This is a genomic window from Serratia fonticola (assembly GCF_001006005.1).
Taxonomy (GTDB): domain Bacteria; phylum Pseudomonadota; class Gammaproteobacteria; order Enterobacterales; family Enterobacteriaceae; genus Chania; species Chania fonticola.
The window spans coordinates 1,835,864-1,860,650 of the sequence record NZ_CP011254.1; the positions used below are offsets into that span (position 1 = coordinate 1,835,864).

Consider the following 24,787-nt stretch of genomic DNA (forward strand, 5'->3'; position numbering starts at 1 on the left):
CTACATAGCCTTGGTGATAAAGGCTAACAATAAGAATTGGATATGAGTCACATAGGTTCGACCGTAGGGGCGCTGCATGCTGCGCCCGGTTTACTATTTTGACTCTCAGGAGTCTATTTATGCCTCTGAAAAGACAGGGCAAGCAAACCCCAACGGTGCTTGCTGTGGCGTTAGCTTTTTGCCTCAGTGCTACGGCACAGGCTTACGATCAACTTTACGTGTTTGGCGACAGCCTGAGTGATACCGGCAATAACGGCCGCTTCACTTATGACAGTAACCAACATCAGCTGTATGACGAAATACTGGGCCAGCGCATCGGTGCCGCGCTGGTGGCATCCGATAACGGTGGCTACAACTATGCTGCCGGTGGTGGTGTGGCCGTTCCGGCGCTAAACCCGGCGGACAACACCGAGGATCAGCTACAAAGCTATCTTGCGAGGGTTAACGGCAGGGCCGACGGCGACGGTTTGTATATTCACTGGATTGGCGGCAACGATCTGGCCGCCGCGGCGATGAATGTGGCAACTGCACCGGAGGTGGCCTATACCAGCGCCTTGGCTGCGGCGACGCAGGTGCACGCTTTACTGAACGCCGGTGCCGGGACGGTGATAGTGCCAACGGTACCGAATATCGGCTCAACCCCGCAATTGATGGAGCTGATTATCCAGCAGGCGCTGGGGCCGGTGCAGGGCGCGGCCATACTGGCGGCGTACGGCAAGCTTAATACTCTCGCCACGCCGGATAACGCTTCGCGCCAGCAGGCGATCCATCAGGCTTTAGGTGCCGCTGCACAGCAGGCCAGCAGCAATCCGCTGGTGCAGCAGGCCATTGCTGCCCAACTGAGCGCGACTTTTGACAGTTTCAGCGCCCAGGCGGCCCAGCTTACCGATTTTTATAACCAGAGCGAAGATCGCCTGTTGGCTCAGGGCGGCGGTAATATCGTGCGCGTTGACGTCAACAAACTGTTCAGCGAGGCGATCGCCAATCCGGGCCAGTTTGGTTTTACCAACACTGCCGGTATGGCCTGCCCAGCGGGAGTTTCTTCGGCGGTATGCAGTTCCTCCATGCCAGGCTTTAACAGCGAGCAGGCTTATCTGTTTGCCGATCATTTCCACCCTAGCCCGCAGGCTCACCAACTGATCGCCGATTATATTCAGGCGGTATTGGATGGCCCGGCGCAGGCAGTGGCACTCAACCAGGCAACCGCCGCTTTCGCGCGTGATAGCCGTGCTACCCTGGACAGCCGTTTTCAGCAGTTACGCACCAACAGCAATCCACAGGGGTCGTTGGGCGTATTCGGCGGCTATGCTGGGCAACGTTATGATTATTCAGCCAACATGGTTGCCGGAGATGGTGACGCCACCACGCATAACCTAACGCTGGGCGTGGATTATCAACTGACGGATGAGTGGCTGATAGGGGCGCTGATCTCGGGTTCTAACGATAATCAACAGCCTTCCAGCCGTTACGATTATAAGGCGCGTGGCGTGCTGCTGTCGGCCTTCAGCTCCCTGACGCTGTTTGAGCAAGGATGGGTCAATGCTGATTTGCACTATGCCAGCGTGAATTACGACGACATTAACCGCAGTATGCAGCTGGGTTCGCTAACCCGTACAGAAACCGGTGATACCGATGGTAAGCAGTGGGGCGCACGCGTTACTGCGGGGTATGACTTCCCGATCGCTTCGTACCTCACCACCGGGCCGATGGCCCAGTTTGCCTGGGATTACAGCAATGTCTCCGGTTATAGCGAGAATGGCGACAACAGTACGGCCATGCGTTTCAACGATCAGACCTATCATTCGCAGATCGGCGCTGTAGGATGGCGATTGGATAGTCAGCTCGGGGTAGTTAATCCGTACGCGGAGGTGAGCTATCAGCACCAGTTCGGTGATGGCGTTTACCGGGCAGGCGGTGGATTGAAATCGACCCAGACCTCATTCACCCGCGACAGCGCCAGCCAGGATAAAAACTGGATGGATATCACCTTGGGGGCGAATATGCCATTGAGCGATCGGGTGGCGGCGTTTGCGACGGTTTCGCAAACCAGCGGTTTGAGCAGTGGCGAGCAATTTATGTACAACGTGGGGGTCAGTGCGCGTTTTTGAAGAATGGATTTAATCTTAATTGCCCGGTGCCAGACGGTTTGGTGCCGGGAAGAACAGGGGAGAGCAGCGCTTACCATTATTACGGGACAGTGCCTGATATGCGGGGCTGTTAGGCCTGTGCGCCATTGCCTTGCCCGAGCCCTTCACCTGAAAAGTACAGTGTCTGACTGTACTTTAGTATAACTATCATTTGCCCCTAAAAGACTTTATCGTTACGGCATAAGAGCAAAAGATTTAAATAAAAAAAACTGATCCCGTTTAAAGGATCAGGAGCCAATTCGGCCAACACCAGGGAAATTTTGTTGTCATTATTATAAATAACAGGTTGTCTGTCAATTGTTCTCTCGCTCACTAATCAACGAGTGGGAGCGCTTTTGCGTGCCTGAAATATATAAAAAACGTATCAATCTCAACCCCTATCATTAGTTTTTTAGCTTCAACGCGGTATCAACAATCAAAAAGTTAGTTATTATCAGATATGATGTGGTGTTTTTTGCCGAATGTTAACATTTTTGGCAAAAAAACACCCAATTGAAAACACTTCAGCAACTAAAAATTTATCACGCAGACTGTTGTAAAACCGTTATTAACGCAGTGAAAAATCAGGCTTTGATGTCTTGGGGTGAGTGTGGTTAAAAAATCACAGTTATTTCATTAAATATATCAAACAGTAAAATCATCACGGTGTTATTGATTAAAAAGCTCGCGGAATTTTTTTACTCACTATTAGTTTTCTGTTTTTTTTATGATAAAATATTACTTCTATGCTGTGCTCTGAAATTTGTAACGGGAATTTCAATAAGGAGACTTTGCGTGTCGAGTTTATTCTTTAATAATGAATTTATTAACTCAGTCATAAAGAGTTATTTGGAAGCGAACTTACGAGAGTATAACAGCATAAAGTACGCTTATGCGATCATGAGCAAAATAAACCCTGCTAATTTCACCATCATTTCCAACAAAACAGAATGGTTTGAGTTTTATACCGCAAATAACTACCAGTTTATCGATCCGGTGTTGATTTCCACATCCCGCCGAGTGACACCTTTCGTCTGGGATGAAAATATTAAGAACGGCTCTGGGTTAAAACACCCCAATATTTTTGATATGGCCAAGAACTATAATGTCATCAATGGCTATACGTTTGTGTTGCACGATCACAATAATAATCTAGTGGTGCTGTCTCTTATTATGGATGATGCCTGTGACGAAAATATAGAAGAGATTATCAAAGAGAACCAACATAAACTGCAAATGCTGTTAATCACCGTGCATGATAAATTAACCGCACTTTATCACGAACTGAATAACACCAGCGATGATGATCAAATCAACCAAAAAGAGCTATTCTCCAAACGCGAGAATGAGGTGATTTACTGGGCCAGCATGGGGAAATCCTATCAGGAAATCGCACTGATTTTGGGGATCAAGCTCACCACCGTAAAATATCATATCGGCAATGTGGTCAAAAAATTAGGCGTTACCAATGCCAAACATGCCATCAGGCTTGGCGTTGAGCTGAAGCTCATCAGGCCGGTGCTTTCCGAGCGGGAATGAGAGTGACCAAGAGCCTCCGGCTTTAACGTATCGATGATCAATGTCGGATGGTGTAGCGGTATTAAACATCACTGCTTAGGCCGACCCTATTCATTGAGGCTTATCGCCGGGCTAAATCTCGTTCAGGCAACAACTATCGACTCGATCCCTTCCTAACTGGCCGCGAAACGCGATTTTTTCACGAAGATTGACACTTGCTGCGGGATTCTGGCTGTATATCTTACGGTCAACGGGTATACTGGCCCATTCTGTTAAATCCACTTGTATCGCGTGCGAAATCAACATGCAAAAGTTTGATACCAAGACCTTTCAGGGTCTGATCCTGACACTACAGGACTATTGGGCGCGCCAGGGCTGCACCATCGTGCAACCGCTGGACATGGAAGTTGGCGCGGGGACATCCCACCCGATGACCTGCCTGCGTGCACTGGGCCCGGAGCCAATGGCCACCGCCTATGTGCAACCTTCACGTCGCCCAACCGACGGCCGTTACGGGGAAAACCCGAACCGCCTGCAGCATTACTACCAATTCCAGGTGGTGATTAAGCCATCGCCAGAAAACATTCAGGAACTCTACCTGGGTTCCTTGAAGGAACTGGGTCTGGATCCGACCATCCACGATATCCGCTTTGTGGAAGACAACTGGGAAAACCCGACGCTCGGCGCCTGGGGTCTGGGTTGGGAAGTGTGGTTAAACGGCATGGAAGTCACGCAGTTTACCTATTTCCAGCAGGTTGGCGGTATGGAGTGCAAACCGGTCACCGGTGAGATCACCTACGGTCTGGAACGCCTGGCGATGTATATCCAGGGCGTGGACAGCGTCTACGATCTGGTGTGGAGCAACGGCCCGTTGGGCGTTACCACCTACGGCGACGTGTTCCATCAGAACGAAGTGGAGCAGTCCACCTACAACTTCGAATACGCCGATGTCGATTTCCTGTTCTCCTGCTTCGAGCAGTATGAGAAGGAAGCACAAACGCTGCTGGCATTGGAGAAACCGCTGCCGCTGCCGGCTTATGAACGTATCCTCAAGGCTGCTCATACCTTCAACCTGTTGGATGCACGCAAGGCGATCTCGGTTACCGAGCGTCAGCGCTATATTCTGCGAATTCGCACGCTGACCAAAGCCGTTGCCGAGGCCTACTACGCTTCCCGCGAAGCGCTGGGCTTCCCAATGTGTAACAAGAAGTAGAGGCAGCTATGACACAACAGACTTTCCTGGTGGAAATCGGCACGGAAGAGCTGCCGCCGAAGGCTCTTCGCTCACTGGCAGAAGCCTTTGCTGCCAACTTTACCGCTGAGCTGGACAACGCTGGCCTGGAACATGGCGAAGTGAAGTGGTTTGCCGCTCCGCGCCGCCTGGCGTTGAAAGTGGCGGATCTGAGTGCTGCGCAGGCCGATCGTGAAGTTGAAAAACGCGGCCCAGCCATTGCCCAGGCGTTCGATGCCGAAGGCAAACCAAGCAAAGCGGCCGAAGGTTGGGCGCGTGGCTGTGGTATTACCGTCGATCAGGCCGAGCGCCTGGTGACCGATAAAGGCGAATGGCTGCTGTATCGCGCCCATGTGCCAGGCCAATCTGCCCAGCAACTGCTGGCCGGTATGGTGAGCACCGCGCTGTCCAAGCTGCCAATTCCGAAACTGATGCGCTGGGGCGATAAAGAAACCCAGTTCGTCCGCCCTGTGCATACCGTGACCCTGCTGCTGGGTGCAGAACTGATCCCTGGCACCGTGCTGGGTATCGACTCTGCCCGCACTATTCGCGGCCACCGCTTTATGGGTGAAGCCGAATTCACCATCGATAACGCCGATCAATACCCGCAGATCCTGTTGGAACGCGGCAAAGTAGTGGCGGATTATCAAACCCGTAAATCTTTGATCAAGCGTGATGCCGAGCTGGCTGCACAGCAGATTGGCGGTAAAGCCGATCTGAGCGAGAGCCTGCTGGAAGAGGTTACCTCGTTGGTCGAATGGCCAGTAGTGCTGACCGCCAAGTTCGAAGAGAAGTTCCTGGCGGTGCCAGCGGAAGCGCTGGTGTACACCATGAAGGGCGATCAGAAGTATTTCCCGGTGTATGACGCCGCGGGCAAACTGCTGCCGAACTTTATCTTCGTCGCCAATATCGAGTCGAAAGATCCGCAGCAAATCATCTCCGGTAACGAGAAGGTGGTGCGCCCGCGTCTGGCAGATGCCGAATTCTTCTTCAATACCGACCGCAAGCAACGCCTGGAAGACAACCTGCCGCGTCTGGAAACCGTGCTGTTCCAACAGCAACTGGGCACCCTGCGCGCCAAGACCGACCGTATCCAGGCCATGGCGGGCTGGATCGCTGGCCAGATCGGGGCAGACGTCAACCACGCTACGCGTGCGGGGCTACTGTCGAAGTGCGATCTGATGACCAACATGGTGTTCGAATTCACCGACACCCAAGGTGTCATGGGTATGCACTATGCGCGCCACGACGGTGAAGCTGAAGACGTGGCGGTGGCGTTGAACGAACAGTACCAACCACGTTTTGCCGGTGATGAACTGCCGCAATCGTTGGTGGCCTGCTCGTTGGCGATTGCCGACAAGATGGACACCCTGGCCGGGATCTTCGGCATCGGGCAACATCCAAAAGGCGATAAAGACCCGTTCGCGCTGCGCCGTGCTGCGCTGGGCGTGCTGCGTATTATCGTTGAGAAAAACCTGCCGCTGGATCTGCAAACCCTCACCGAAGAGGCCGTCCGCCTGTATGGTGACAAGCTGACCAACGCCAAGGTGGTGGATGAGGTTGTCGACTTTATGCTGGGCCGTTTCCGTGCCTGGTATCAGGAAGAAGGCCATGCGGTGGATACCATCCAGGCCGTATTGGCACGTCGCCCAACCAAGCCAGCCGACTTCGATGCGCGGGTAAAAGCGGTGACGCATTTCCGTACGCTGGAAGCTGCAGCGGCATTGGCGGCTGCCAACAAGCGTGTTTCCAATATCCTGGCCAAATCCAACGATACGCTGCTGGACCACGTCCACGCTTCGGTATTGAAAGAACCGGCCGAGCTGAAGTTGGCAACCCACTTGGTGGTGCTGCGCGATAAGCTGGAGCCGTTCTTCGCCGAAGGCCGCTACCAGGAAGCGCTGGTAGAACTGGCCGCACTGCGTGAAACCGTGGATGCGTTCTTCGACGGCGTGATGGTGATGGCCGAAGATGAAGCGGTGCGTGTGAACCGCCTGACGCTGCTGAGCAAGCTGCGTGAACTGTTCCTGCAGGTCGCGGATATCTCCGTACTGCAATAATGGTGTAAAGCCCAAGAAAAAGCGCCTGCGGGCGCTTTTTCTTCTCTGATGGCGGCCGCGCAACGGTGAGTTATTCTGCGAGCCTCGCACAATCACATTTCGTATCGCTGGCAGTTGATCTATTCTTTAGACGCACGGAGGGCGGCAGACGGCATGGAATCTGATAAAAGACACGTTTATAACAGGAGTTATGTCACATGGCTGTAGGGATCCAGAGCAGAAGTTTCGCGCGTTGGCTGGCACCGGTGTTGGCATTGTTGGTGGTTATGCAACTGACCGCCTGCGGCGATAAAGAGCCGGAGCAGCGCAAGGCATTCGTTGATTACTTACAGAATACGGTCATGCGCAGTGGCGTACATATCCCGACGTTGAGCGAAGATCAGAAACAGAAATTCGGTGCTTATACCGGCGATTACGCCATTCTGGTGGGCTTTTCCCAGCAGTTGACGAAGTCGGTGGACGCCAGCCTGACCCCGGCGCTGGAGCAGGTTAATCAGATCCGCACCGCACAGGACTACATGAGCAAGCGCGATAGCCTGCAACAGTCGATCGGCGCGTTAAACCTGCTGGGCCAGCAGATCCAGACTGCCAAGGCGCAGGCGGATACTGCTCGTGTGGCGCTGAAACAGCCGGACGATCTGAAAGCGGTATACAACCAGGTGTATGACAAGATTGTTACCGCACCGGCCAATGCGCTGATGCCAGCGATCCCAACCACCGCCGGTTTTGTCCAAGATCTGGTACAGGTAGGGGATTTCCTGCAGGCCCAGGGCAATCAGGTCAGCTTCAACAACGGCGGCGTGCAGTTCCGTACCCAGCAGCAGGCGACGCAGTACAACACCATGATGTCCAATCTGGTGGCCAAGCAGCAGGACTTGCTGAACGCACAGAAAACCGTGCTGGCGGTAATGCAGTAGCGTTAAGCAATATTCAGATTGGCAATGTTGCTGGAACTGTAGGGGGTCGAACTTGTTCGGCCCTTTTTAATTTACTGATATATAATATATTTATCGCCTCACCTCTCGATGGTTTAATCTTTCCTCAAGTGTATTAACCGAATACCAAGCTTCATGCATGCTGTCTGGCGCTGCGATCCCACCTCTTCACGGATATTTGGATGTTGCGTAATACGAAACAGGTTGTATAATGTTTCGTGTTGCGCAACGAGGGTGATGGAGCATTCTTATGATTAAGAGTTTTAAGCACAAGGGATTGCGACAGTTTTTTGAGAAAGGCTCTACGGCTGGCATCAATACTCAACAGATCGGTAAAATTCGTCTGAGGCTTGGTGTAATTGATGCAGCAAAGGACATCAGTGATATCAACCGCCCTGGCTATCAACTTCACCCATTGTCGGGTGACCGTGCCGGGCAGTGGTCAATAACCGTAACAGGCAACTGGCGCATCACGTTTGAATTTATCGACGGTGATGCCTATATCGTCAACTATGAGGATTATCACTAATGGCTATGCATAACCCCCCGCATCCGGGCGAGATCATCGCTGAAACGCTGGAAGAACTGGGTGTTGGTATCCGCGTATTTGCCAGGGCGTTGATGGTGGCACCCTCCACCGCACAGCGCTTGGTCGCAGGGAATGCGGCTGTTAGCCCTGAGATGGCGGTGAAGTTGTCCATAGTGCTGGGCAGTTCCCCTGAATTCTGGCTAAACCTGCAGGATAATTACAGCCTGTGGATCGCCAAAAAAGCAGTCAATACTTCGCAGCTAAAGCGTTTGGTTGCCGCTTGACCTCTACCGCCATGCCGGTAGGGTTATTTCTGCCGGGCGGTGGATGCGTTCACTGGCCCGGCATTGTTTGGCGGAGCAACTGCCTTGAACGCTCACCAAAATACTCCCACGCACTTCTGTACTACACTTCACTTATTCATCACATCTCTTAATGTAGTTTTCTTTCATCCAAGCCATGGTTATTTCCCGACGGAGTGGATGCTCACAGGGAAGATGTCATTTCAGGCCACGGCCCGGTGGTCGGATGTAAAATAAATTGTGATTCTTGTCACATTTTAAAAACAAACAGCAAGGTTTAAAGTGTGACGATGGTCACGTTTTTGGTGCATTTTGCCGGTATATCTTCTCGTTGTATTTTTTTTACACCGCACAAGTGTGATGTATATCACTAAATACACCAGGGTATAGGGGCAATGTTAGTGATGGTGATCACAAAAATTCCGTGAAGTTCGCGTAGTAAAAAGAGCGTGGTAGAGTCCGTTTCGCAAACAGCATCAACAGGGCTAGAACGTTACAACAATTATCGCGCGCTCTTATTGTCAGCGCGTAACAATAGGGGTGTGTTTATGTTTTCACCAGACATCAAGGTTAAAGTGCAAAACTTTGGCCGTTTCCTGAGTAATATGGTGATGCCCAACATTGGCGCATTCATCGCCTGGGGTATCATCACTGCGCTATTCATTCCTACCGGCTGGCTGCCAAACGAGACGTTAGCTAAGCTGGTTGGGCCAATGATCACCTACCTGTTGCCACTATTGATCGGTTATACCGGCGGTAAACTGGTGGGCGGCGAGCGTGGCGGCGTGGTCGGTGCCATCACCACCATGGGCGTGATCGTCGGTGCGGACATGCCGATGTTCCTGGGCTCCATGATTGCAGGCCCGTTGGGCGGCTGGGCGATCAAGCATTTTGACCGTTGGGTCGACGGCAAGATCAAAAGCGGCTTCGAGATGTTGGTCAACAACTTCTCCGCAGGCATCATCGGTATGCTGCTGGCAATCCTGGCCTTTATGGGTATCGGGCCATTGGTCGAAGCGATATCTAAAGTGCTGGCGGCTGGCGTGCATATCATGGTGGTCAACAACCTGCTGCCATTGACCTCGATCTTCGTTGAACCGGCGAAAATCCTGTTCCTGAACAACGCCATCAACCACGGTATCTTCTCACCGCTGGGCATCCAGCAGGCGACGGAAACCGGTAAATCGATCTTCTTCCTGATCGAAGCCAACCCAGGCCCAGGTTTGGGCGTGCTGATGGCCTATATGTTCTTCGGCCGTGGTAGTGCCAAGCAGTCTGCTGGCGGTGCGGCGATCATCCACTTCCTGGGTGGTATCCACGAAATCTACTTCCCATACGTGCTGATGAATCCACGCCTGATCCTGGCGGTTATTCTGGGCGGTATGACCGGCGTATTCACCCTGACCCTGCTGAACGGTGGCTTGGTGTCTCCTGCTTCCCCTGGCTCTATCCTGGCGGTGCTGGCGATGACGCCAAAAGGCGCCTACTTCGCTAACCTGGCGGCGGTATTTGCGGCGTTCGTGGTCTCCTTCGTGGTTTCAGCCTTCCTGTTGAAAACCTCAAAAGTGAAAGAGGAAGACGACCTGGAAGAAGCGACCCGCCGTATCCAGGACATGAAAGCCCAGTCTAAAGGCGGTGCCGCGGTAAACGCAGCCGTAGACGGCGATCTGAGCACCGTGCGTAAAATCATCGTGGCTTGCGATGCGGGTATGGGTTCCAGCGCCATGGGTGCTGGCGTGCTACGCAAGAAAGTGGCGGACGCGGGGCTGAAGAATATCTCCGTAACTAACAGCGCGATCAACAGCCTGCCGGAAGATGTGGATCTGGTGATCACTCACCGCGATCTGACCGAGCGTGCGATGCGCCATGCGCCGCAGGCCCAGCACATCTCGCTGACCAACTTCCTGGACAGCCATCTGTACAGCGATCTGACCGCTCGCCTGGTGGCCGCTAACAAGACCAGCGAAACCCAGCAGAAGGTTATCTCCACCCTGGATGACAGCTTTGACGCCAGCGAACAGAACCTGTTCAAACTAGGTGAAAGCAACGTGTTCCTCGGCTTGCAGGCCATTGATAAAGAGCAGGCCATTCGCTTTGCCGGTGAGCAACTGGTGAAGGGCGGCTATGTCGAGCCAGAGTATGTTCCGGCCATGTTGGAACGTGAAAAGCTGACTTCTACCTACCTGGGCGAATCCATTGCCGTGCCGCATGGCACCATTGAAGCCAAAGACCGCGTGCTGCGTACCGGCGTGGTGTTCTGCCAGTATCCGCAGGGCGTACGTTTCGGTGACGAAGAGGATGAGGTGGCGCGTCTGGTTATCGGTATCGCGGCGCGTAACAACGAGCATATCCAGGTGATCACCAGCCTGACCAATGCGTTGGATGATGAAACCGTCATCGAGCGGCTGGCGAATACCACCAGCGTCCAGGAAGTGTTGGATTTGCTGGGCGGCAAGAAGGCCTGATAACAGAATTATTTTAAAGGGTGCAGCTTGCTGCACCTTTCTACATTAAGAAAGGGTGGAATATGAAAGCATTACACTTCGGAGCCGGCAATATTGGCCGTGGCTTTATTGGCAAACTGCTTGCCGACGCGCACGCCGAACTGACTTTTGCTGACGTTAACCAGACGGTGCTGGACGCGTTGAACCAACGCAAAAGCTACCAGGTACATGTGGTGGGTGAGCAGGCGCGCGTTGAAGAGGTGAATAACGTCAGTGCCGTTAACAGCGGTAGCGAAGAGGCGGTGGCCCTGATTGCCCAGGCCGATATCGTCACGACCGCCGTTGGTCCGCAGATCCTCGCCAGAATTGCCGGGACTATCGCCAAAGGCCTGATCCTGCGCCATCAGCAAGGCAATGCTCAACCGCTGAATATCATCGCCTGTGAAAACATGGTGCGTGGTACCAGCCAGCTCAAACAGCACGTGTTCGACGCGCTGCCACAGGATGAACAGGCCTGGGTTGAGCAGCATATCGGCTTTGTCGATTCCGCCGTAGACCGTATCGTGCCGCCAGCCGAGGCGGGCAGCAACGATCCGCTGGAAGTGACGGTAGAAACCTTCAGCGAGTGGATCGTCGATCAGACCCAATTCAAGGGCCAACCGCCAGCCATCGCCGGCATGGAACTGACCGACAACCTGATGGCATTTGTTGAACGTAAGCTGTTTACCCTCAATACCGGCCATGCGATCACCGCCTACCTGGGCCAGCGCGCCAAGCTGTTGACCATTCGTGATGCTATCCTCGATCCGGTCATCCGCCAAGTGGTCAAAGGGGCGATGGAAGAGAGTGGTGCGGTGCTGATCAAGCGCTACGGTTTTGACGCCGACAAGCATGCTGCCTATATCAACAAAATCCTGTCCCGCTTCGAAAACCCGTATCTGCATGATGACGTAGAGCGTGTGGGCCGTCAGCCGCTGCGCAAACTGAGCGCGGGCGATCGCCTGATCAAGCCGCTGTTGGGCACGTTGGAATACGGCTTGCCGCACGCCAACCTGATCAAGGGGATCGCCGCCGCCATGAGCTACCGCAGCGAGCAGGATCCACAGGCACAAGAACTGGTAGACTTGCTGACAAAACTGGGTCCAAAAGCCGCGCTGGCGCAAATTTCCGGTTTACCGGCCGACAGCAAGGTTGTGGAAGAGGCGGTTGCTGTGTATAACGCCTTGCAGTAAACGCTGTGATATCAAACCAGTGTAAGCAAACCCATTCCCTTTCCCCACGGATAAGGGGTAGGGTGAGGGGGCAAGGCGTCTTTGCCCCCCATTCGGGCTCACTCCCTGCGGTTAACGGGGAGCGCCCGAGTGACCACACCACCCACGCGATTCGAAAAGCGAAGATGATCGAGACACAGGCATTCGAAAACAAGGTTCTGGAAAAGCTGAACGCTGGCAAGACGGTGCGCAGTTTTCTGATCGCAGCGGTCGAGCTGCTGGCAGAAGCGCTGAACGTCCTGGTGGTGCAGGTTTTCCGTAAAGATGATTATGCGGTGAAATATGCCGTCGAACCTCTGTTGTCCGGTGCCGGGCCGCTTGGTGAACTTTCGGTTCGTCTGAAGCTGATGTACGGGCTGGGGGTGATTTCCCGCCACGAATACGAAGATGCCGAACTGCTGATGGCTATGCGTGAAGAGCTGAACCACGACGGTTCGGAATATCGCTTTATTGATGATGAGATACTCGGCCCCTTCGGGGAGCTCCACTGCGTCAGCGCTTTGCCGCCGGTCCCCACTTTTCTACAGCCCGGCGAGGCGGATGAATCGTTGATCGCCATGCAACACCAGCGTTACCAGCAGATGGTGCGTTCCACCATGGTGCTGTCGATTACCGAGCTGCTGGCGGAAATCGGCGCCAAGCAGCCCTCCCGGCTCTCCCCGCTCGGTGCTCAAAAGCCTTAAGCCATCAGCGTCCGCCACTCGTCAAACAGCAGCCATAACGCGGTTGCTGCCATTAAGCCCGCCATCACACCGTTAAATAACCGCAGTTTCCAGGTCACACGCAGAGCGTGGCGTAGCCGATCGCCCATCAATGCCCAGATCAAGATGCAGGGGATATTCACCGCGGTGAAGCCTGCGATGGTTAACAGCGTTTGATGCAGCGACGCTCCCTCATGAGGCGTGAACAGGATTGCCACGTTGATGGCCATCAGCCAGGCTTTCGGGTTCACCGCCTGGAATAAGGCTCCGCCGATAAAGTGCATTGGCCGCGCCTGCTGTTTAGCATCCGGTGAGGCCGCCTTATACAGTTTCCACGATAGCCACAGCAGGTACGCACAGCCCATTACCGCCAGCGGAAAGCGGATGGTATCGGCCCAGTTCAGGATCAGCGCCAGCAATAGCGTGGTGAGGGCTAACTGTGTTGCGCAGCCCAGGCTGATACCAAACACCATCGGCAGGGTACGCCGCAGGCCGAAATTGACGCCGGACGAGGCCAGCAGCAGGTTATTGGGGCCAGGTGTAATCGACATCACTGTCACGTAACTGATAAAAGCAGAGTCCAGCATGAGGTTTTCCATACATGATTGGGGGTGATCACCAGCATAAGGGCTGTGGGGGTGATGGTGACAGAACCAGAAATCAGTTATTGTCATGGTTACAGTTGCGCTAATTTCTAACTGTACCCATTGCCTGGAGAGAAATTGTGACCCTGCTCGACGAGATCCCGGAAACCCGCTACCTGCAACTGGCGGAGACATTGGCGGCCGCTATCCACCGTGGCACTTTACCGCCCGGTAGCCGCCTGCCTTCGGTACGCAGCTGCGCACAGAGCCACAGCGTCAGCATCAATACCGTGGTGGCAGCCTATCGCCAGTTGGAAGACCGGGGGCTGATCGAGGCACGGCCACAGTCTGGCTTTTACGTGCGGGCGACCTTGCCTGCGTTGAAAACGGCGTCGGCACCCAGCAACCGGGTTGAACAACCAGCGGATGATGTGCTGGCCCTGATCGATACGGTTTTCGCCGCCCAACAGAACCCGGCCTTCACCAATTTGTCGCTCGCTTGCCCGCAAACCGTGGATTTTTATCCCGGTGGCAAGCTGGGGCGGATGTTGTCATCACAGTTACGCCGCCAGCCTAACCTGATTGGCCAATACGCCTTGCCGCCGGGTAGCCTGCGGTTGCGCCAGCAGATCGCCCGGCGCTCGATGACGTTGGGCATGTTGTTGGAGCCGAGTGACATCACGCTGACACACGGTTGCATGGAAGCCTTACAGCTGGCGCTCAGGGTGACCACCAAGCCGGGCGACTGCGTGGGGTTGGAGTCGCCGACCTATTTTTACCTGTTGCCGCTGCTTGCCAGCCTGGGGCTGAAAGCGTTGGAGATCCCCACCGACCCGCAGCATGGCCTGTCGCTGGATGCGCTGGAGTTGCTGCTGCAGGAGAAACGGCTGAATGCGGTCATCGCCATGCCGACGATACAGAATCCGCTGGGCTGCACCATGCCGCTGGCGTCGAAAAAACGGCTGGCACGCCTGATGAACGATCATCAAGTGCCACTGATCGAGGATGGGCTGTATGCCGAGCTGCAATTTGGCAGCGCGCTCAGCCCGGCGGTGAAGGCGTTCGATAGCGACGGCTGGGTGCTGTTTTGCTCCAGCTTCACCAAAACGCTGGCACCGGATTTCCGCATCGGCTGGGTGGTCGGCGGGCGGTTCAGTGAGGCGCTGCGCAAGCTGAAGGCGGTGTCTTCGATGTCGGAGTCGCACTTGCTGTCGGAAACGCTGGCGATGTTCCTGGAGGCGGGGGGATACGATCATCATCTGCGCAATTTGCGCAAACGCTATGCGGCGCAGGTGGAAGAGGCCAGGGCGCTGATTGCCCGCCATTTCCCGCGCGGGACAAGAGCCACCCAGCCTGCCGGTGGGTTTGTATTCTGGGTGGAGTTCCCAACAGGGGTGGACACGGTGGCGCTGTTCCATCAGTTGCTGGATGAGCAGATCTGTCTGACGCCGGGTACGCTATATTCTCCAAGTGGGCGTTATCATAATGGGCTGCGGCTCTCATGCTGCTATCCATTTAACGCCCGTTATACCCAGGCGCTGGCGCGGGTGGGGGCAAAAGCCTGTGAGATGAGCGGCCTGCCAGCGGGAATTGCGCAAGGTGAGGAGTAACCTGCCGTGCATTTTGCTACACTAGCGAAATATTTTTTACGCCATAGAACAAAACAGGCCAGAGACGATGAAAGAGAAAGAAAAAGCCGAGATTAAGCGCCTGAGCGATTTGCTGGACGCACTGAACCACAAAGACACCGTGGTGATCCAGCAGGGTAACACCGACCTGATTGCGCAACATCTCAAAGAAAAAGAGAAGCTGAAGACCGAGATTGAGCGCCTGAAAAACGTGCGCGTGGAAAAACTGAGTGCGGAAGCGCAAAAGTTGAGCCAGCTGCCGTTCAGCCGTGAGATCACCAAGAAAGAGCAGGCGGATATGGGCACGCTGAAGAAAAGCGCCCGTGGCCTGATCGTGGTGCATCCAATGACCGCTCTTGGCCGCGAGATGGGCCTGAAAGTGGTTACCGGTTACGCCAAAAAAGCGTTCTGATTATCCCCTCACCCCAACCCTCTCCCACAGGGAGAGGGAGCTGTCCCGAGTGCGTAGTTAGTCCGCGTAACTTCGGAAAGTAGGGGGCAAAACAAGAAAGGCAAGGTATTACGCAAAGCAATTAACGAACTCGATCGGTCCCCTCACCTTGGGAGCGGATAGCCCCTGCTCTGTTGAGAGAGCGGTGGTAATCTCAGCAACCGCGAGCGCCTCCTCAACCAAGGTGAATCAGCCGGTGCTGATGAAGAGTCACGATACTTTCAGCCTAACTCGATCGGTCCCCTTTCCCTGTGGGAGAGGGAGCGGATAGCCCCTGCTCTGTTGAGAGAGCGGTGGTAATCTCAGCAACCGCGATCGCCCCCTCAACCAAGGTGAATCAGCCGGTGCTGATGAAGAGTTACGATACTTTCAGCCTAACTCGATCGGTCCCCTCTCCCTGTGGGAGAGGGTTAGGGTGAGGGGCATGTTCAGGCCTTGGTCGTAGAGAACGCGCAGGTCTGGTAAGGCACCGTGAGCGTTTCCTTCCCCCGCAGCTCCTCTTCCTCTGCCACCAACTGGCGGATCTGTTCGATCACCTGTTCCTGCTGCCGTTGCGGCAACGCGGCGATAAAGCTGGTGGATCGCACGCGGTTATAAATCACATCCTCCGGCGCTCCGCTATGCCCCAGCATAAACACCTGCTCCTGTAGCTGGGCAAAACCCGGGTAAGGGAACAGCCTGCGCCATTCACCGGTATAAAAACGCGGCGCATCCCCTTCGTGGCGATCGACTATCTGATTGAGTTTGCGTACCCAGCCAACCCGCACATCGCGCATATTCCACACCAGGCCAAGCTTGCCGCCGGGTTTCAGCACGCGCTGAATTTCCGCCAAAGCCTGACGCGTAGCAAACCAGTGAAAGGACTGCGCGCACACCACGGCATCCACCGATTCATCCGGCAACGGGAGAGATTCGGCGGTACCTGCCAGCGTTTTCACCTGAGGAAATGCTGCCGCCAGTTTTTCCAGCATCTGCGCCACCGGTTCAACGGCGATGACGTTGGCACCGGTCTCCAGCAGGCGCGGAGTGAACTTGCCGGTGCCTGCACCCAGATCGATAACGGTCTTACCGGGCTGTAGCTCGAGTACCTCACGCAGCCAATCGGCGATCTCCGCCGGATAATCCGGGCGGCCTAAAACGTAGCGGTCCGCATTGGCCTGATAACCAGCCGCAGCCGCGTGATGAATGGAATGAGGTGATGTAGCCATAGCGCAACTCCCTAATCCAGGTCGATGGATGTCTTCTGCCTGGCGCCGGTTAACGGCCAAGCAGACGGCGGTTGAGGTCTTCGATTTTGCCGCTGGTGATGCGCGTCAGCATGGTTTTGCTCCAGCTGGCCGACAGACCCGCGACCGACAGTAAACGGCGGTATTGTTCTTCATCGAACGGCATGTGCCAGGCGATGCCGATCGCTTGTGCGACGGAAACATCGCTATTACGGGTCACCAGTTCCAGCGGTTGGTCGCCACTGACCGCTCCGGCCGACACCACGCGGTACAGCCAGCCACAGCGGCCGGTTTGCTGCATCAGCACCGAAATATCGTCGATAGCGAAATGGTAGTTGAGCTTGAAACACGGAGAGCGCGGTTGGGTCACCTGGATCAGCGCTTCGCCCCAGCGGAAAATATCCCCCATAAACACGTTATGTTCGGTCAGGCCGAGAGTAGAAATATTCTCACCAAAGGCGGGCGCGCAGAACTGTTCAGCTTGAGTGGGGAACTGTTCACGCCAGTGGTCGTAATGCTCGCGCGGGTAGTGGCAAAGGGCGCGGTCAGGCCCGCCATGGTAGCTTTTTTCTGCCTGCTCATCGCCTGCCAGACCCAAGGGGGTAAGCTTCAGCGTGCCCTCCACCAGGCGTTTGGCGATAGCGCTGGGGCGGCCACCTTCATAAGGTTGAATCGAACCGAGATAGACGTCTGGGTGGTGCATGCTAGCCTCCATTCACGCTCGTTAATGCCGTCTAGCATAGCCTGAGTCGAGGGGGAGGAACAGAATAACCCGCCCGGAGATCGCCGGGCGGGCGGAGGGGTTAGAAGGTCGTCCAGTTGTCTTCGGCGCTGGTGCTCGGTTTAGCCATCGATGGCGATTTGAGCTGGGTGGCTTTCGCCTCCACTGGCGCAGCCTTATCCGCCAGGCGGAATACCGAGACGCTTTGCAGCAGCATCTCAGCCTGCTCTTCCAGCGAATCGGCAGCGGCGGCAGACTCTTCCACCAGCGCGGCGTTTTGCTGCGTGGTGTGATCCATTTCCACGATAGCCTGGCCAATCTGCGCGATGCCTCTGGTCTGTTCATCGGAGGCGGCGGCTATTTCCGCCATGATATCGCGCACGTGAGTGACCGAGCGGACGATTTGCTCCATGGTGTTGCCGGTGTCTTCCACTAGTGCGGTACCGCTCTGCACTCGGTTGACAGACTCGGTGATCAGCCCTTCAATTTCTTTCGCTGCCTGGGCACTACGCTGAGCCAGATTACGCACCTCGCTGGCGACAACCGAGAAACCACGCCCTTGCTCGCCTGCCCTGGCGGCCTCTACGGCGGCGTTCAGGGCCAGGATATTGGTCTGGAAGGCAATGCCGTTGATCAGGGTAGTAATTTCAGCGATCCGCTGCGAACTGTTGGAAATATCCCGCATGGTACTAACGACGTTGTTAACCAGTTTGCCGCCCTGCTGTGCGGTTTGTGAGGCATCGGTCGCCAGCTGGTTGGCGTGATGGGCGTTGTCGGCATTCTGCTTCACCGTAGCGGTGAGCTGTTCCATACTGGCAGCGGTTTCTTCCACCGCGGCAGCCTGCTGTTCGGTACGTGAAGAGAGATCGGTATTGCCCGCAGCGATTTCCCCGGCGGCGGTGGAGACCTGGCTGACCCCCATCTGGATTTTCTCAATCATATCGCGCAGGTTCTGGCTCATGGCGGCGACGGCGTTAAGCAACTGGCCCAGCTCATCGCGGCGAGTGCTGGTTTGCGCTTGGCGTAGATCACCTTTGGCAATGCGTTCTGCCAGCATCAATGTGCTGTGCAGCGGGCGGGTGATTTGTAACGTGATACGCCATGATATCAGCAGGCCAGCAAGAATGGCGATCGCCGTGGTGATCCCCATCTGCCACTGTGCGGTATTGATATTGTTATGGGTCTGCGTCAACTCATCCTTCATGAAATTGTTAACCAGCGTACCGATCTCGTCAGCGTAGCCGCCGAGCTGTTTACTGATCTTGATCTCATTCTCAACGGCGGGCAGGTAGGCCGCGATGTGGTCTTTATACTCGTCAAGCACGCTCAACAGAGGTTGGAGCAACGGGCGCTGTGACTCGTTCAGGCGTTGGCTGAGCGTGTTGGCGGCATTGCGGGCGTCATCGATAGCGCTGAGCAATGGGGTTTCAGCATCGCGATTGGGTTGCAGCACCAGGCCACGGGCATAGTAGCGGATCTGGGTCAGCTTCAGGTTCAACTGGGTAAATGCCAGTTGCAGATCGGTAGCACCCAGTTGGCGTTCAACCTGGCTCAGGCTATCTTGCACTTCAGACATGTTCCAACTGGCCCGCACCGCGTCTTTATCCCCCACGGCTTTGGCAAACATTTTCTGTTGTTGCTCATAGTTACCCAGCAACACCACCAAGAGCTCCAGATCCTTGCGGCTTTGCTCATCCCAATTCAGGTTTTGCGCGTGGCTGGCCAGCTGCAACGCGTTCTCGATATGTTTGCGGTTACGTTCAAGGTAGTCGGTATTGTAACTTTGGCTAAACATGGCACGGGTGTATTTAGCCTGACTGATTTCGCCCGTTAACTGATAGCTGAAATCGATGCGGTCGCTGCGTGATTCGATAAGATTGAGGTAGGTTATCCCGGTGCCAGCGATAACGATCGCCAGTATCAACATCAGAGAGAATCCGAGTCCGAGTTTTTTACCTACGGTGAGATGAACGATTTTTCCTGCCAAAGCTTTCAATGCCGCCATGATTTATCCCTCTTTAGGCGTTAGTCAATTGAACAAAGCATCGGCAAGGAGCGGTTAAACTTTAGCGGGCAACGTGCAAAAAGATACCCGCATCAGCGGGCATCATCGGAGATATCCCCGTCGTCTTTCAAGCTGCAGCGTTGTTACCTGCACTTACTCACCCCAGTCACTTACTAAAAGTAAGCTCCTGGGGATGAGTAAGCTTGTCGCCTAGCTGCAACTCGAAATCCATAGGGGAACGCCAAATTATTTCTTGGCTTCGGCGAAGCGTTTGGCCGCTTCGTCCCAGTTCACTACGTTCCAGAATGCCTTGATGTAGTCAGGGCGACGGTTCTGGAATTTCAGGTAGTAAGCGTGTTCCCACACGTCCAGGCCAACGATTGGCAAGCCTGAAGCGCCGGAGACGGCTTCGCCCATCAGCGGGCTGTCCTGGTTAGCGGTAGACACCACGGCCAGTTTGTCGCCTTTCAGCACCAGCCAAGCCCAGCCAGAACCGAAACGGGTGGCGGCGGCTTTCTCGAACTCTTCCTGGAATTTCTCTACGCTGCCGAAATCGCGCTCGATAGCGGCTTTCAGATCGCCACCCAGCGTGGTGCCGGTTTTCAGACCTTTCCAGAACAGGCTGTGGTTAGCGTGGCCGCCTGCGTTGTTGCGCATAAAGGTGCGCTTGTCTGCAGGGACTTTATCCAGATCCTGGATCAGCTCTTCTACGCTCAGCGAAGCCAGCTCAGGGTACGCTTCCAGCACGGTGTTGGCGTTGTTGACGTAGGTCTGGTGGTGTTTGGTGTGATGGATTTCCATCGTCTGCTTGTCGAAATGCGGTTCTAGTGCGTCGTATGCGTAAGGCAGGGATGGCAGTGAATAACTCATGATCATCATCTCCAGTAGTGTAGGGCGGCGCAAAATGTGAGCACCGCGTAAGCAGTATGATGCATTATAATTAATTAAATGATATTGAAAATGATTATCAATGCCCTACAGACTGTGTGGTTTAGGGGTTAATCGGTAATACGCTGCGGATGAGTAAACACGGTTGCCCGGCCTGGCTTGCTAAAGCCAACCAATGTCAGGTTGCTGCGCTCGGCGATTTCCACTGCCAGTGAGGTAGCGGCAGAAACCACGAACAGGATCTCGGCACCACACATGGCGGATTTTTGCACCATCTCGTAGCTGGCCCGGCTGGAAACCAGGATTGCCCCTTGCTGCCAGCCCTGTTTGGCGCGTATGCCGATCATCTTGTCTAGCGCCACATGGCGGCCAACGTCCTCGCAGCCCCCCAGCAGTTCACCTTGTGGTGAGATCCAACCTGCAGCGTGGGTGCAACCCGTCAACTGGCCGACGTTCTGCAACTGGCGCAACTGGCTGAGGGCGCGATCGAGATTGGCCAAAGAGAAGGTCTGGGTAAAGGGCAATGGTGTGACTGGCCGGAAGATATCCGCCAACTGTTCAATGCCACAAACGCCGCAGCCTGTGCGGCCTGCCATCGCCCGGCGGCGCTCCTTCAGCCCGGCAAAGCGGCGGCTGGAAAGCTCGATTTGTACTTCCATGCCGTTGCAGGTGGGATTAACCTCTATACTGAAGATATCCCGTGGCGAGTCGATAATCCCTTCCGAGAGGGAAAAACCGAGGGCGAACGCCTCCAGATCCTTTGGCGTACACATCATCACCACGTGAGAAATGCCGTTATACACCAGCGCGACCGGCACCTCTTCGGCGAGCCAATCTTGCTCTTTGGTGGTCAGTTGCCCGCGCTGGTACACCGGAGCCTGGATCAGGCCCGTGAGCTCGTTCACATTTGTGGGCTGCTCTTGGTTAATTTTGTTCACTTTCCTGGCACCTGTTTGTAACAACCCTACGCCTGCTATGGTATTATTGCGGCGCCGTTGCGGCCCATTTGGCCAATACCCACATAAGAATAGTGATTTTAGCGCTTCCCGCTTTGAGGGGGAAAGCGTCATTTGAAACAATGTGACAACACGAGAGAGAAAGGAGACCCCCCATGCAGGTCAGCAGAAGGCAGTTCTTTAAGATCTGCGCTGGCGGTATGGCAGGAACCACGGTAGCTGCACTGGGCTTTAGCCCGGCGGTGGCATTGGCGGAAACCCGGCAGTACAAGTTGCTGCGCGCCCGTGAAACCCGTAATACCTGCACGTATTGTTCCGTCGGCTGTGGGCTGTTGATGTACAGCCTTGGTGATGGCGCCAAAAACGCCAAAGAGAGCATCTTCCATATCGAAGGGGATCCAGACCATCCGGTAAACCGTGGTGCACTGTGCCCGAAAGGGGCAGGTCTGGTGGATTTCATCCACAGCGAAAGCCGTCTCCAATACCCTGAATATCGCGCTCCAGGCTCAGACAAGTGGCAACGCATCAGCTGGGACGACGCCTTCACCCGCATCGCCAAACTGATGAAAGAAGACCGCGATGCCAACTTCGAAGCGACCAACGCCGCTGGCGTAACGGTAAACCGTTGGCTCTCTACCGGGATGCTGTGTGCTTCGGCCTCCAGCAACGAAACCGGTATGCTGACCCAAAAATTTAGTCGCGCTCTCGGCATGCTTGCCGTAGATAACCAGGCGCGTGTCTGACACGGACCAACGGTAGCAAGTCTTGCTCCAACATTTGGTCGCGGTGCGATGACCAACCACTGGGTTGATATCAAGAACGCCGACTTAGTTATTGTCATGGGTGGTAATGCGGCAGAAGCGCATCCAGTGGGATTCCGCTGGGCGATGGAAGCCAAAATTCATAATAAAGCCAAGCTGATCGTCATCGATCCGCGCTTTACCCGTACTGCATCCGTGGCGGATTTCTACACGCCTATCCGTTCAGGTACCGACATTGCCTTCCTGTCGGGCGTCTTGCTGTACCTGATCACCAATAACAAGATTAACCGCGAATACGTGGACGCCTACACCAACGCCAGCCTGCTGGTGCGGGAAGACTTCACCTTCGACGACGGCCTGTTCAGCGGCTACGACGCGGAAAATCGCAAATACGATAAAACCACCTGGAACTACCAGCTCGACGAGAACGGCTTCGCCAAGCGTGATACTACGCTACAGGATCCGAACTGCGTGTGGAACCTGCTGAAAAAGCACATCAGCCGTTATACGCCAGAGGTGGTAACCAACATCTGCGGCACGCCAACCGAAGACTTCCTCAAGGTGTGCGAATATATCGCCGAAACCAGCGCCAACGACAAGACGGCCTCGTTCCTCTACGCCCTGGGCTGGACACAGCACTCGGTCGGTGCGCAGAACATCCGCACCATGGCGATGATCCAGTTGCTGCTTGGCAACATGGGTATGGCGGGTGGTGGCGTGAACGCCCTGCGTGGCCACTCCAATATCCAGGGTCTGACCGATCTGGGTCTGCTGTCACAAAGCCTGCCGGGCTACATGACGCTGCCTTCCGAGAAGCAGGCCGATCTGGAGACCTACCTGAAAGCCAACACGCCGAAGGCGCTGCTGCCGGGCCAGGTCAACTACTGGAGCAACTACCCGAAATTCTTCGTCAGCATGATGAAGAGCTTCTACGGCGACAAAGCGCAGAAAGATAACAGCTGGGGCTTTGACTGGTTGCCGAAGTGGGACAAAGGCTACGACGTGCTGCAGTATTTCGAGATGATGTCGCAGGGGAAAGTGAATGGCTATATCTGCCAGGGCTTTAACCCGGTTGCGTCGTTCCCGAACAAGAACAAAGTGGTGGCCTCACTGGCCAAGCTGAAGTTCCTGGTGACCATTGATCCGCTGAACACCGAAACCGCCAACTTCTGGCAGAACCACGATGAGTTCAACGACGTTGACCCATCGAAGATCCAGACCGAAGTGTTCCGCCTGCCGTCCACCTGCTTTGCCGAAGAGAACGGTTCAATCGTTAACTCCGGCCGCTGGCTGCAATGGCACTGGAAAGGGGCCGATGCCCCAGGGGAAGCGCTGAACGACGGTGAAATTCTGGCGGGGCTGCTGACGCGTCTGCGCGAAATGTACACCCGTGACGGCGGTGCGGTCCCTGAGCAGTTGCTGAACATGTCCTGGGATTACCTGACCCCGGAAAATCCGAAGCCAGAAGAAGTGGCGATGGAGAGCAACGGCCGGGCGCTGGCGGATGTCCTCGATCCAGACGGCAAAGTGTTGGCGAAGAAAGGCGAACTGCTCAGTACCTTTGCGCACCTGCGTGATGATGGCACCACGGCAAGTGGTTGCTGGATCTTCGCAGGCAGTTGGACGCAAGCGGGCAACCAGATGGCGCGCCGTGATAACGCCGATCCTTCTGGCCTTGGCAACACGCTGGGCTGGGCCTGGGCCTGGCCGCTGAACCGCCGCATCCTGTATAACCGTGCGTCTGCGGATCCAGCGGGTAAACCGTGGGATGCCAAACGCCAGTTGCTGGAGTGGGATGGTGCCAAGTGGGGCGGGGTGGATATCCCGGACTACAGCGCCGCCGCACCGGGCAGCGACGTCGGGCCGTTTATCATGCAGCCGGAAGGCATGGGCCGCCTGTTTGCCCTCGACAAACTGGCGGAAGGGCCGTTCCCTGAACACTACGAGCCGTTTGAAACGCCGCTCGGCACCAACCCGTTGCACCCGAACGTGGTGTCCAACCCGGCGGCGCGCGTGTTCAAAGACGATCTGGCCGCGATGGGCAAATCCGACAAGTTCCCGTATGTCGGTACCACCTATCGTCTGACCGAACATTTCCACTACTGGACCAAGCATGCGTTGATCAACGCCATCGCTCAGCCAGAGCAGTTCATCGAAATTGGCGAGAAGCTGGCCGAGAAGAAAGGCATCAAGCAGGGTGATACGGTTAAAGTCAGCTCCAACCGTGGCTATATCAAGGCCAAGGCGGTGGTGACCAAACGTATTCGTACTCTGCAGGTGAACGGCCAGGACGTGGACACCATCGGCATCCCGATCCACTGGGGTTACGAAGGGGTGGCGAAGAAAGGCTTTATCGCCAACACGCTGACGCCGTTTGTCGGCGATGCCAATACGCAAACGCCAGAGTTCAAGGCGTTCCTGGTTAACGTGGAAAAGGTGTAACGGAGACG

General features: G+C 55.2%; 19 protein-coding genes. 13 read left to right on the top strand and 6 right to left on the bottom strand.

Features of this window, described 5'->3' with window-relative positions; translation table 11 throughout:
• Window positions 1–119 precede the first annotated feature (119 nt).
• The 10 genes from WN53_RS08130 (at window position 120) to WN53_RS08175 (ending at window position 13,099) form a co-directional block, all read left to right on the top strand.
• Complete coding sequence (locus tag WN53_RS08130) at window positions 120–2,108, top strand: autotransporter domain-containing esterase (RefSeq protein WP_024483287.1); 1,989 nt, start codon at window positions 120–122, stop codon at window positions 2,106–2,108.
• Between the two features lie 813 nt (window positions 2,109–2,921).
• Window positions 2,922–3,665, top strand: coding sequence for a helix-turn-helix transcriptional regulator (locus WN53_RS08135; protein WP_024483286.1), 744 nt, complete (start codon window positions 2,922–2,924; stop codon window positions 3,663–3,665).
• Between the two features lie 283 nt (window positions 3,666–3,948).
• Complete coding sequence (gene glyQ, locus WN53_RS08140; protein WP_024483285.1) at window positions 3,949–4,857, top strand: glycine--tRNA ligase subunit alpha; 909 nt, start codon at window positions 3,949–3,951, stop codon at window positions 4,855–4,857.
• A gap of 8 nt (window positions 4,858–4,865) precedes the next feature.
• Window positions 4,866–6,935: a glycine--tRNA ligase subunit beta gene (gene glyS / locus WN53_RS08145; protein ID WP_024483284.1), complete on the top strand. Its 2,070-nt coding sequence runs from the start codon at window positions 4,866–4,868 to the stop codon at window positions 6,933–6,935.
• Between the two features lie 197 nt (window positions 6,936–7,132).
• A complete protein-coding gene (locus WN53_RS08150) occupies window positions 7,133–7,852 on the top strand; it encodes a DUF3053 domain-containing protein (protein WP_024483283.1) in 720 nt (239 codons plus the stop codon).
• A 268-nt stretch (window positions 7,853–8,120) separates the two neighbouring features.
• Window positions 8,121–8,399 (top strand): type II toxin-antitoxin system RelE/ParE family toxin, encoded by a 279-nt coding sequence (locus WN53_RS08155; RefSeq protein ID WP_024483282.1) that lies wholly within the window; start codon window positions 8,121–8,123, stop codon window positions 8,397–8,399.
• A complete protein-coding gene (locus WN53_RS08160) occupies window positions 8,399–8,683 on the top strand; it encodes a HigA family addiction module antitoxin (protein ID WP_024483281.1) in 285 nt (94 codons plus the stop codon). The genes WN53_RS08155 and WN53_RS08160 overlap by 1 nt, the downstream gene beginning before the upstream one ends.
• A 566-nt stretch (window positions 8,684–9,249) precedes the next feature.
• On the top strand, window positions 9,250–11,166 hold the full coding sequence (locus WN53_RS08165) for a PTS mannitol transporter subunit IICBA (RefSeq protein ID WP_024483280.1): 1,917 nt from the start codon (window positions 9,250–9,252) through the stop codon (window positions 11,164–11,166).
• Window positions 11,167–11,228: 62 nt separating this feature from the next.
• Window positions 11,229–12,377 carry a mannitol-1-phosphate 5-dehydrogenase gene (locus tag WN53_RS08170; RefSeq protein WP_024483279.1) on the top strand — a complete coding sequence of 383 codons (1,149 nt, stop codon included), beginning with the start codon at window positions 11,229–11,231 and terminating at the stop codon, window positions 12,375–12,377.
• A gap of 164 nt (window positions 12,378–12,541) precedes the next feature.
• On the top strand, window positions 12,542–13,099 hold the full coding sequence (locus WN53_RS08175) for an MltR family transcriptional regulator (RefSeq protein ID WP_024483278.1): 558 nt from the start codon (window positions 12,542–12,544) through the stop codon (window positions 13,097–13,099).
• Here the strand turns inward: WN53_RS08175 and WN53_RS08180 are convergent.
• Window positions 13,096–13,704 (bottom strand): LysE family translocator, encoded by a 609-nt coding sequence (locus WN53_RS08180; RefSeq protein WP_024483277.1) that lies wholly within the window; start codon window positions 13,702–13,704, stop codon window positions 13,096–13,098. The two genes, WN53_RS08175 and WN53_RS08180, sit on opposite strands and share 4 nt — an antisense overlap.
• Before the next feature lie 137 nt (window positions 13,705–13,841).
• On the opposite strand from WN53_RS08180, the gene WN53_RS08185 reads away from it, so the two are divergent.
• Both WN53_RS08185 and WN53_RS08190 read left to right on the top strand, forming a co-directional pair.
• Window positions 13,842–15,311, top strand: coding sequence for an aminotransferase-like domain-containing protein (locus WN53_RS08185; protein ID WP_024483276.1), 1,470 nt, complete (start codon window positions 13,842–13,844; stop codon window positions 15,309–15,311).
• Between the two features lie 67 nt (window positions 15,312–15,378).
• Complete coding sequence (locus WN53_RS08190; RefSeq protein ID WP_024483275.1) at window positions 15,379–15,741, top strand: YibL family ribosome-associated protein; 363 nt, start codon at window positions 15,379–15,381, stop codon at window positions 15,739–15,741.
• Between the two features lie 467 nt (window positions 15,742–16,208).
• Here WN53_RS08190 and WN53_RS08195 read toward each other — a convergent pair whose 3' ends face one another.
• The 5 genes from WN53_RS08195 to fdhD all read right to left on the bottom strand — a co-directional run bounded on the left by WN53_RS08195 (window position 16,209) and on the right by fdhD (window position 21,525).
• Window positions 16,209–16,988 carry a class I SAM-dependent methyltransferase gene (locus WN53_RS08195; RefSeq protein ID WP_024483274.1) on the bottom strand — a complete coding sequence of 260 codons (780 nt, stop codon included), beginning with the start codon at window positions 16,986–16,988 and terminating at the stop codon, window positions 16,209–16,211.
• Between the two features lie 49 nt (window positions 16,989–17,037).
• A complete protein-coding gene (gene yiiM, locus WN53_RS08200; protein ID WP_024483273.1) occupies window positions 17,038–17,709 on the bottom strand; it encodes a 6-hydroxyaminopurine reductase in 672 nt (223 codons plus the stop codon).
• 100 nt (window positions 17,710–17,809) lie between these two features.
• Entirely contained in the window at window positions 17,810–19,732 is a 1,923-nt protein-coding gene (locus tag WN53_RS08205) for a methyl-accepting chemotaxis protein (protein ID WP_024483272.1), read from the bottom strand.
• Window positions 19,733–19,978: 246 nt separating this feature from the next.
• Window positions 19,979–20,602, bottom strand: a complete 624-nt coding sequence (gene sodA / locus WN53_RS08210; RefSeq protein WP_024483271.1) for a superoxide dismutase [Mn] — start codon at window positions 20,600–20,602, stop codon at window positions 19,979–19,981.
• Between the two features lie 128 nt (window positions 20,603–20,730).
• The gene (fdhD, locus tag WN53_RS08215) at window positions 20,731–21,525 is read right to left on the bottom strand and encodes a formate dehydrogenase accessory sulfurtransferase FdhD (protein ID WP_390901742.1); all 795 of its coding nucleotides are present in this window, start codon (window positions 21,523–21,525) and stop codon (window positions 20,731–20,733) included.
• 206 nt (window positions 21,526–21,731) lie between these two features.
• On the opposite strand from fdhD, the gene fdnG reads away from it, so the two are divergent.
• Window positions 21,732–24,779, top strand: coding sequence for a formate dehydrogenase-N subunit alpha (gene fdnG / locus WN53_RS08225; RefSeq protein WP_080660652.1), 3,048 nt, complete (start codon window positions 21,732–21,734; stop codon window positions 24,777–24,779).
• Window positions 24,780–24,787: the final 8 nt, after the last annotated feature.

Coding starts and splice junctions, on each gene's coding strand:
- WN53_RS08130 (WP_024483287.1), top strand. CDS start 120: ATGCCTCTGAAAAGACAGGGCAAGCAAACCCCAACGGTGCTTGCTGTG.
- glyQ (WP_024483285.1), top strand. CDS start 3,949: ATGCAAAAGTTTGATACCAAGACCTTTCAGGGTCTGATCCTGACACTA.
- glyS (WP_024483284.1), top strand. CDS start 4,866: ATGACACAACAGACTTTCCTGGTGGAAATCGGCACGGAAGAGCTGCCG.
- WN53_RS08150 (WP_024483283.1), top strand. CDS start 7,133: ATGGCTGTAGGGATCCAGAGCAGAAGTTTCGCGCGTTGGCTGGCACCG.
- WN53_RS08155 (WP_024483282.1), top strand. CDS start 8,121: ATGATTAAGAGTTTTAAGCACAAGGGATTGCGACAGTTTTTTGAGAAA.
- WN53_RS08160 (WP_024483281.1), top strand. CDS start 8,399: ATGGCTATGCATAACCCCCCGCATCCGGGCGAGATCATCGCTGAAACG.
- WN53_RS08165 (WP_024483280.1), top strand. CDS start 9,250: ATGTTTTCACCAGACATCAAGGTTAAAGTGCAAAACTTTGGCCGTTTC.
- WN53_RS08170 (WP_024483279.1), top strand. CDS start 11,229: ATGAAAGCATTACACTTCGGAGCCGGCAATATTGGCCGTGGCTTTATT.
- WN53_RS08175 (WP_024483278.1), top strand. CDS start 12,542: ATGATCGAGACACAGGCATTCGAAAACAAGGTTCTGGAAAAGCTGAAC.
- WN53_RS08180 (WP_024483277.1), bottom strand. CDS start 13,704: ATGCTGGACTCTGCTTTTATCAGTTACGTGACAGTGATGTCGATTACA.
- WN53_RS08190 (WP_024483275.1), top strand. CDS start 15,379: ATGAAAGAGAAAGAAAAAGCCGAGATTAAGCGCCTGAGCGATTTGCTG.
- WN53_RS08195 (WP_024483274.1), bottom strand. CDS start 16,988: ATGGCTACATCACCTCATTCCATTCATCACGCGGCTGCGGCTGGTTAT.
- yiiM (WP_024483273.1), bottom strand. CDS start 17,709: ATGCACCACCCAGACGTCTATCTCGGTTCGATTCAACCTTATGAAGGT.
- WN53_RS08205 (WP_024483272.1), bottom strand. CDS start 19,732: ATGGCGGCATTGAAAGCTTTGGCAGGAAAAATCGTTCATCTCACCGTA.
- sodA (WP_024483271.1), bottom strand. CDS start 20,602: ATGAGTTATTCACTGCCATCCCTGCCTTACGCATACGACGCACTAGAA.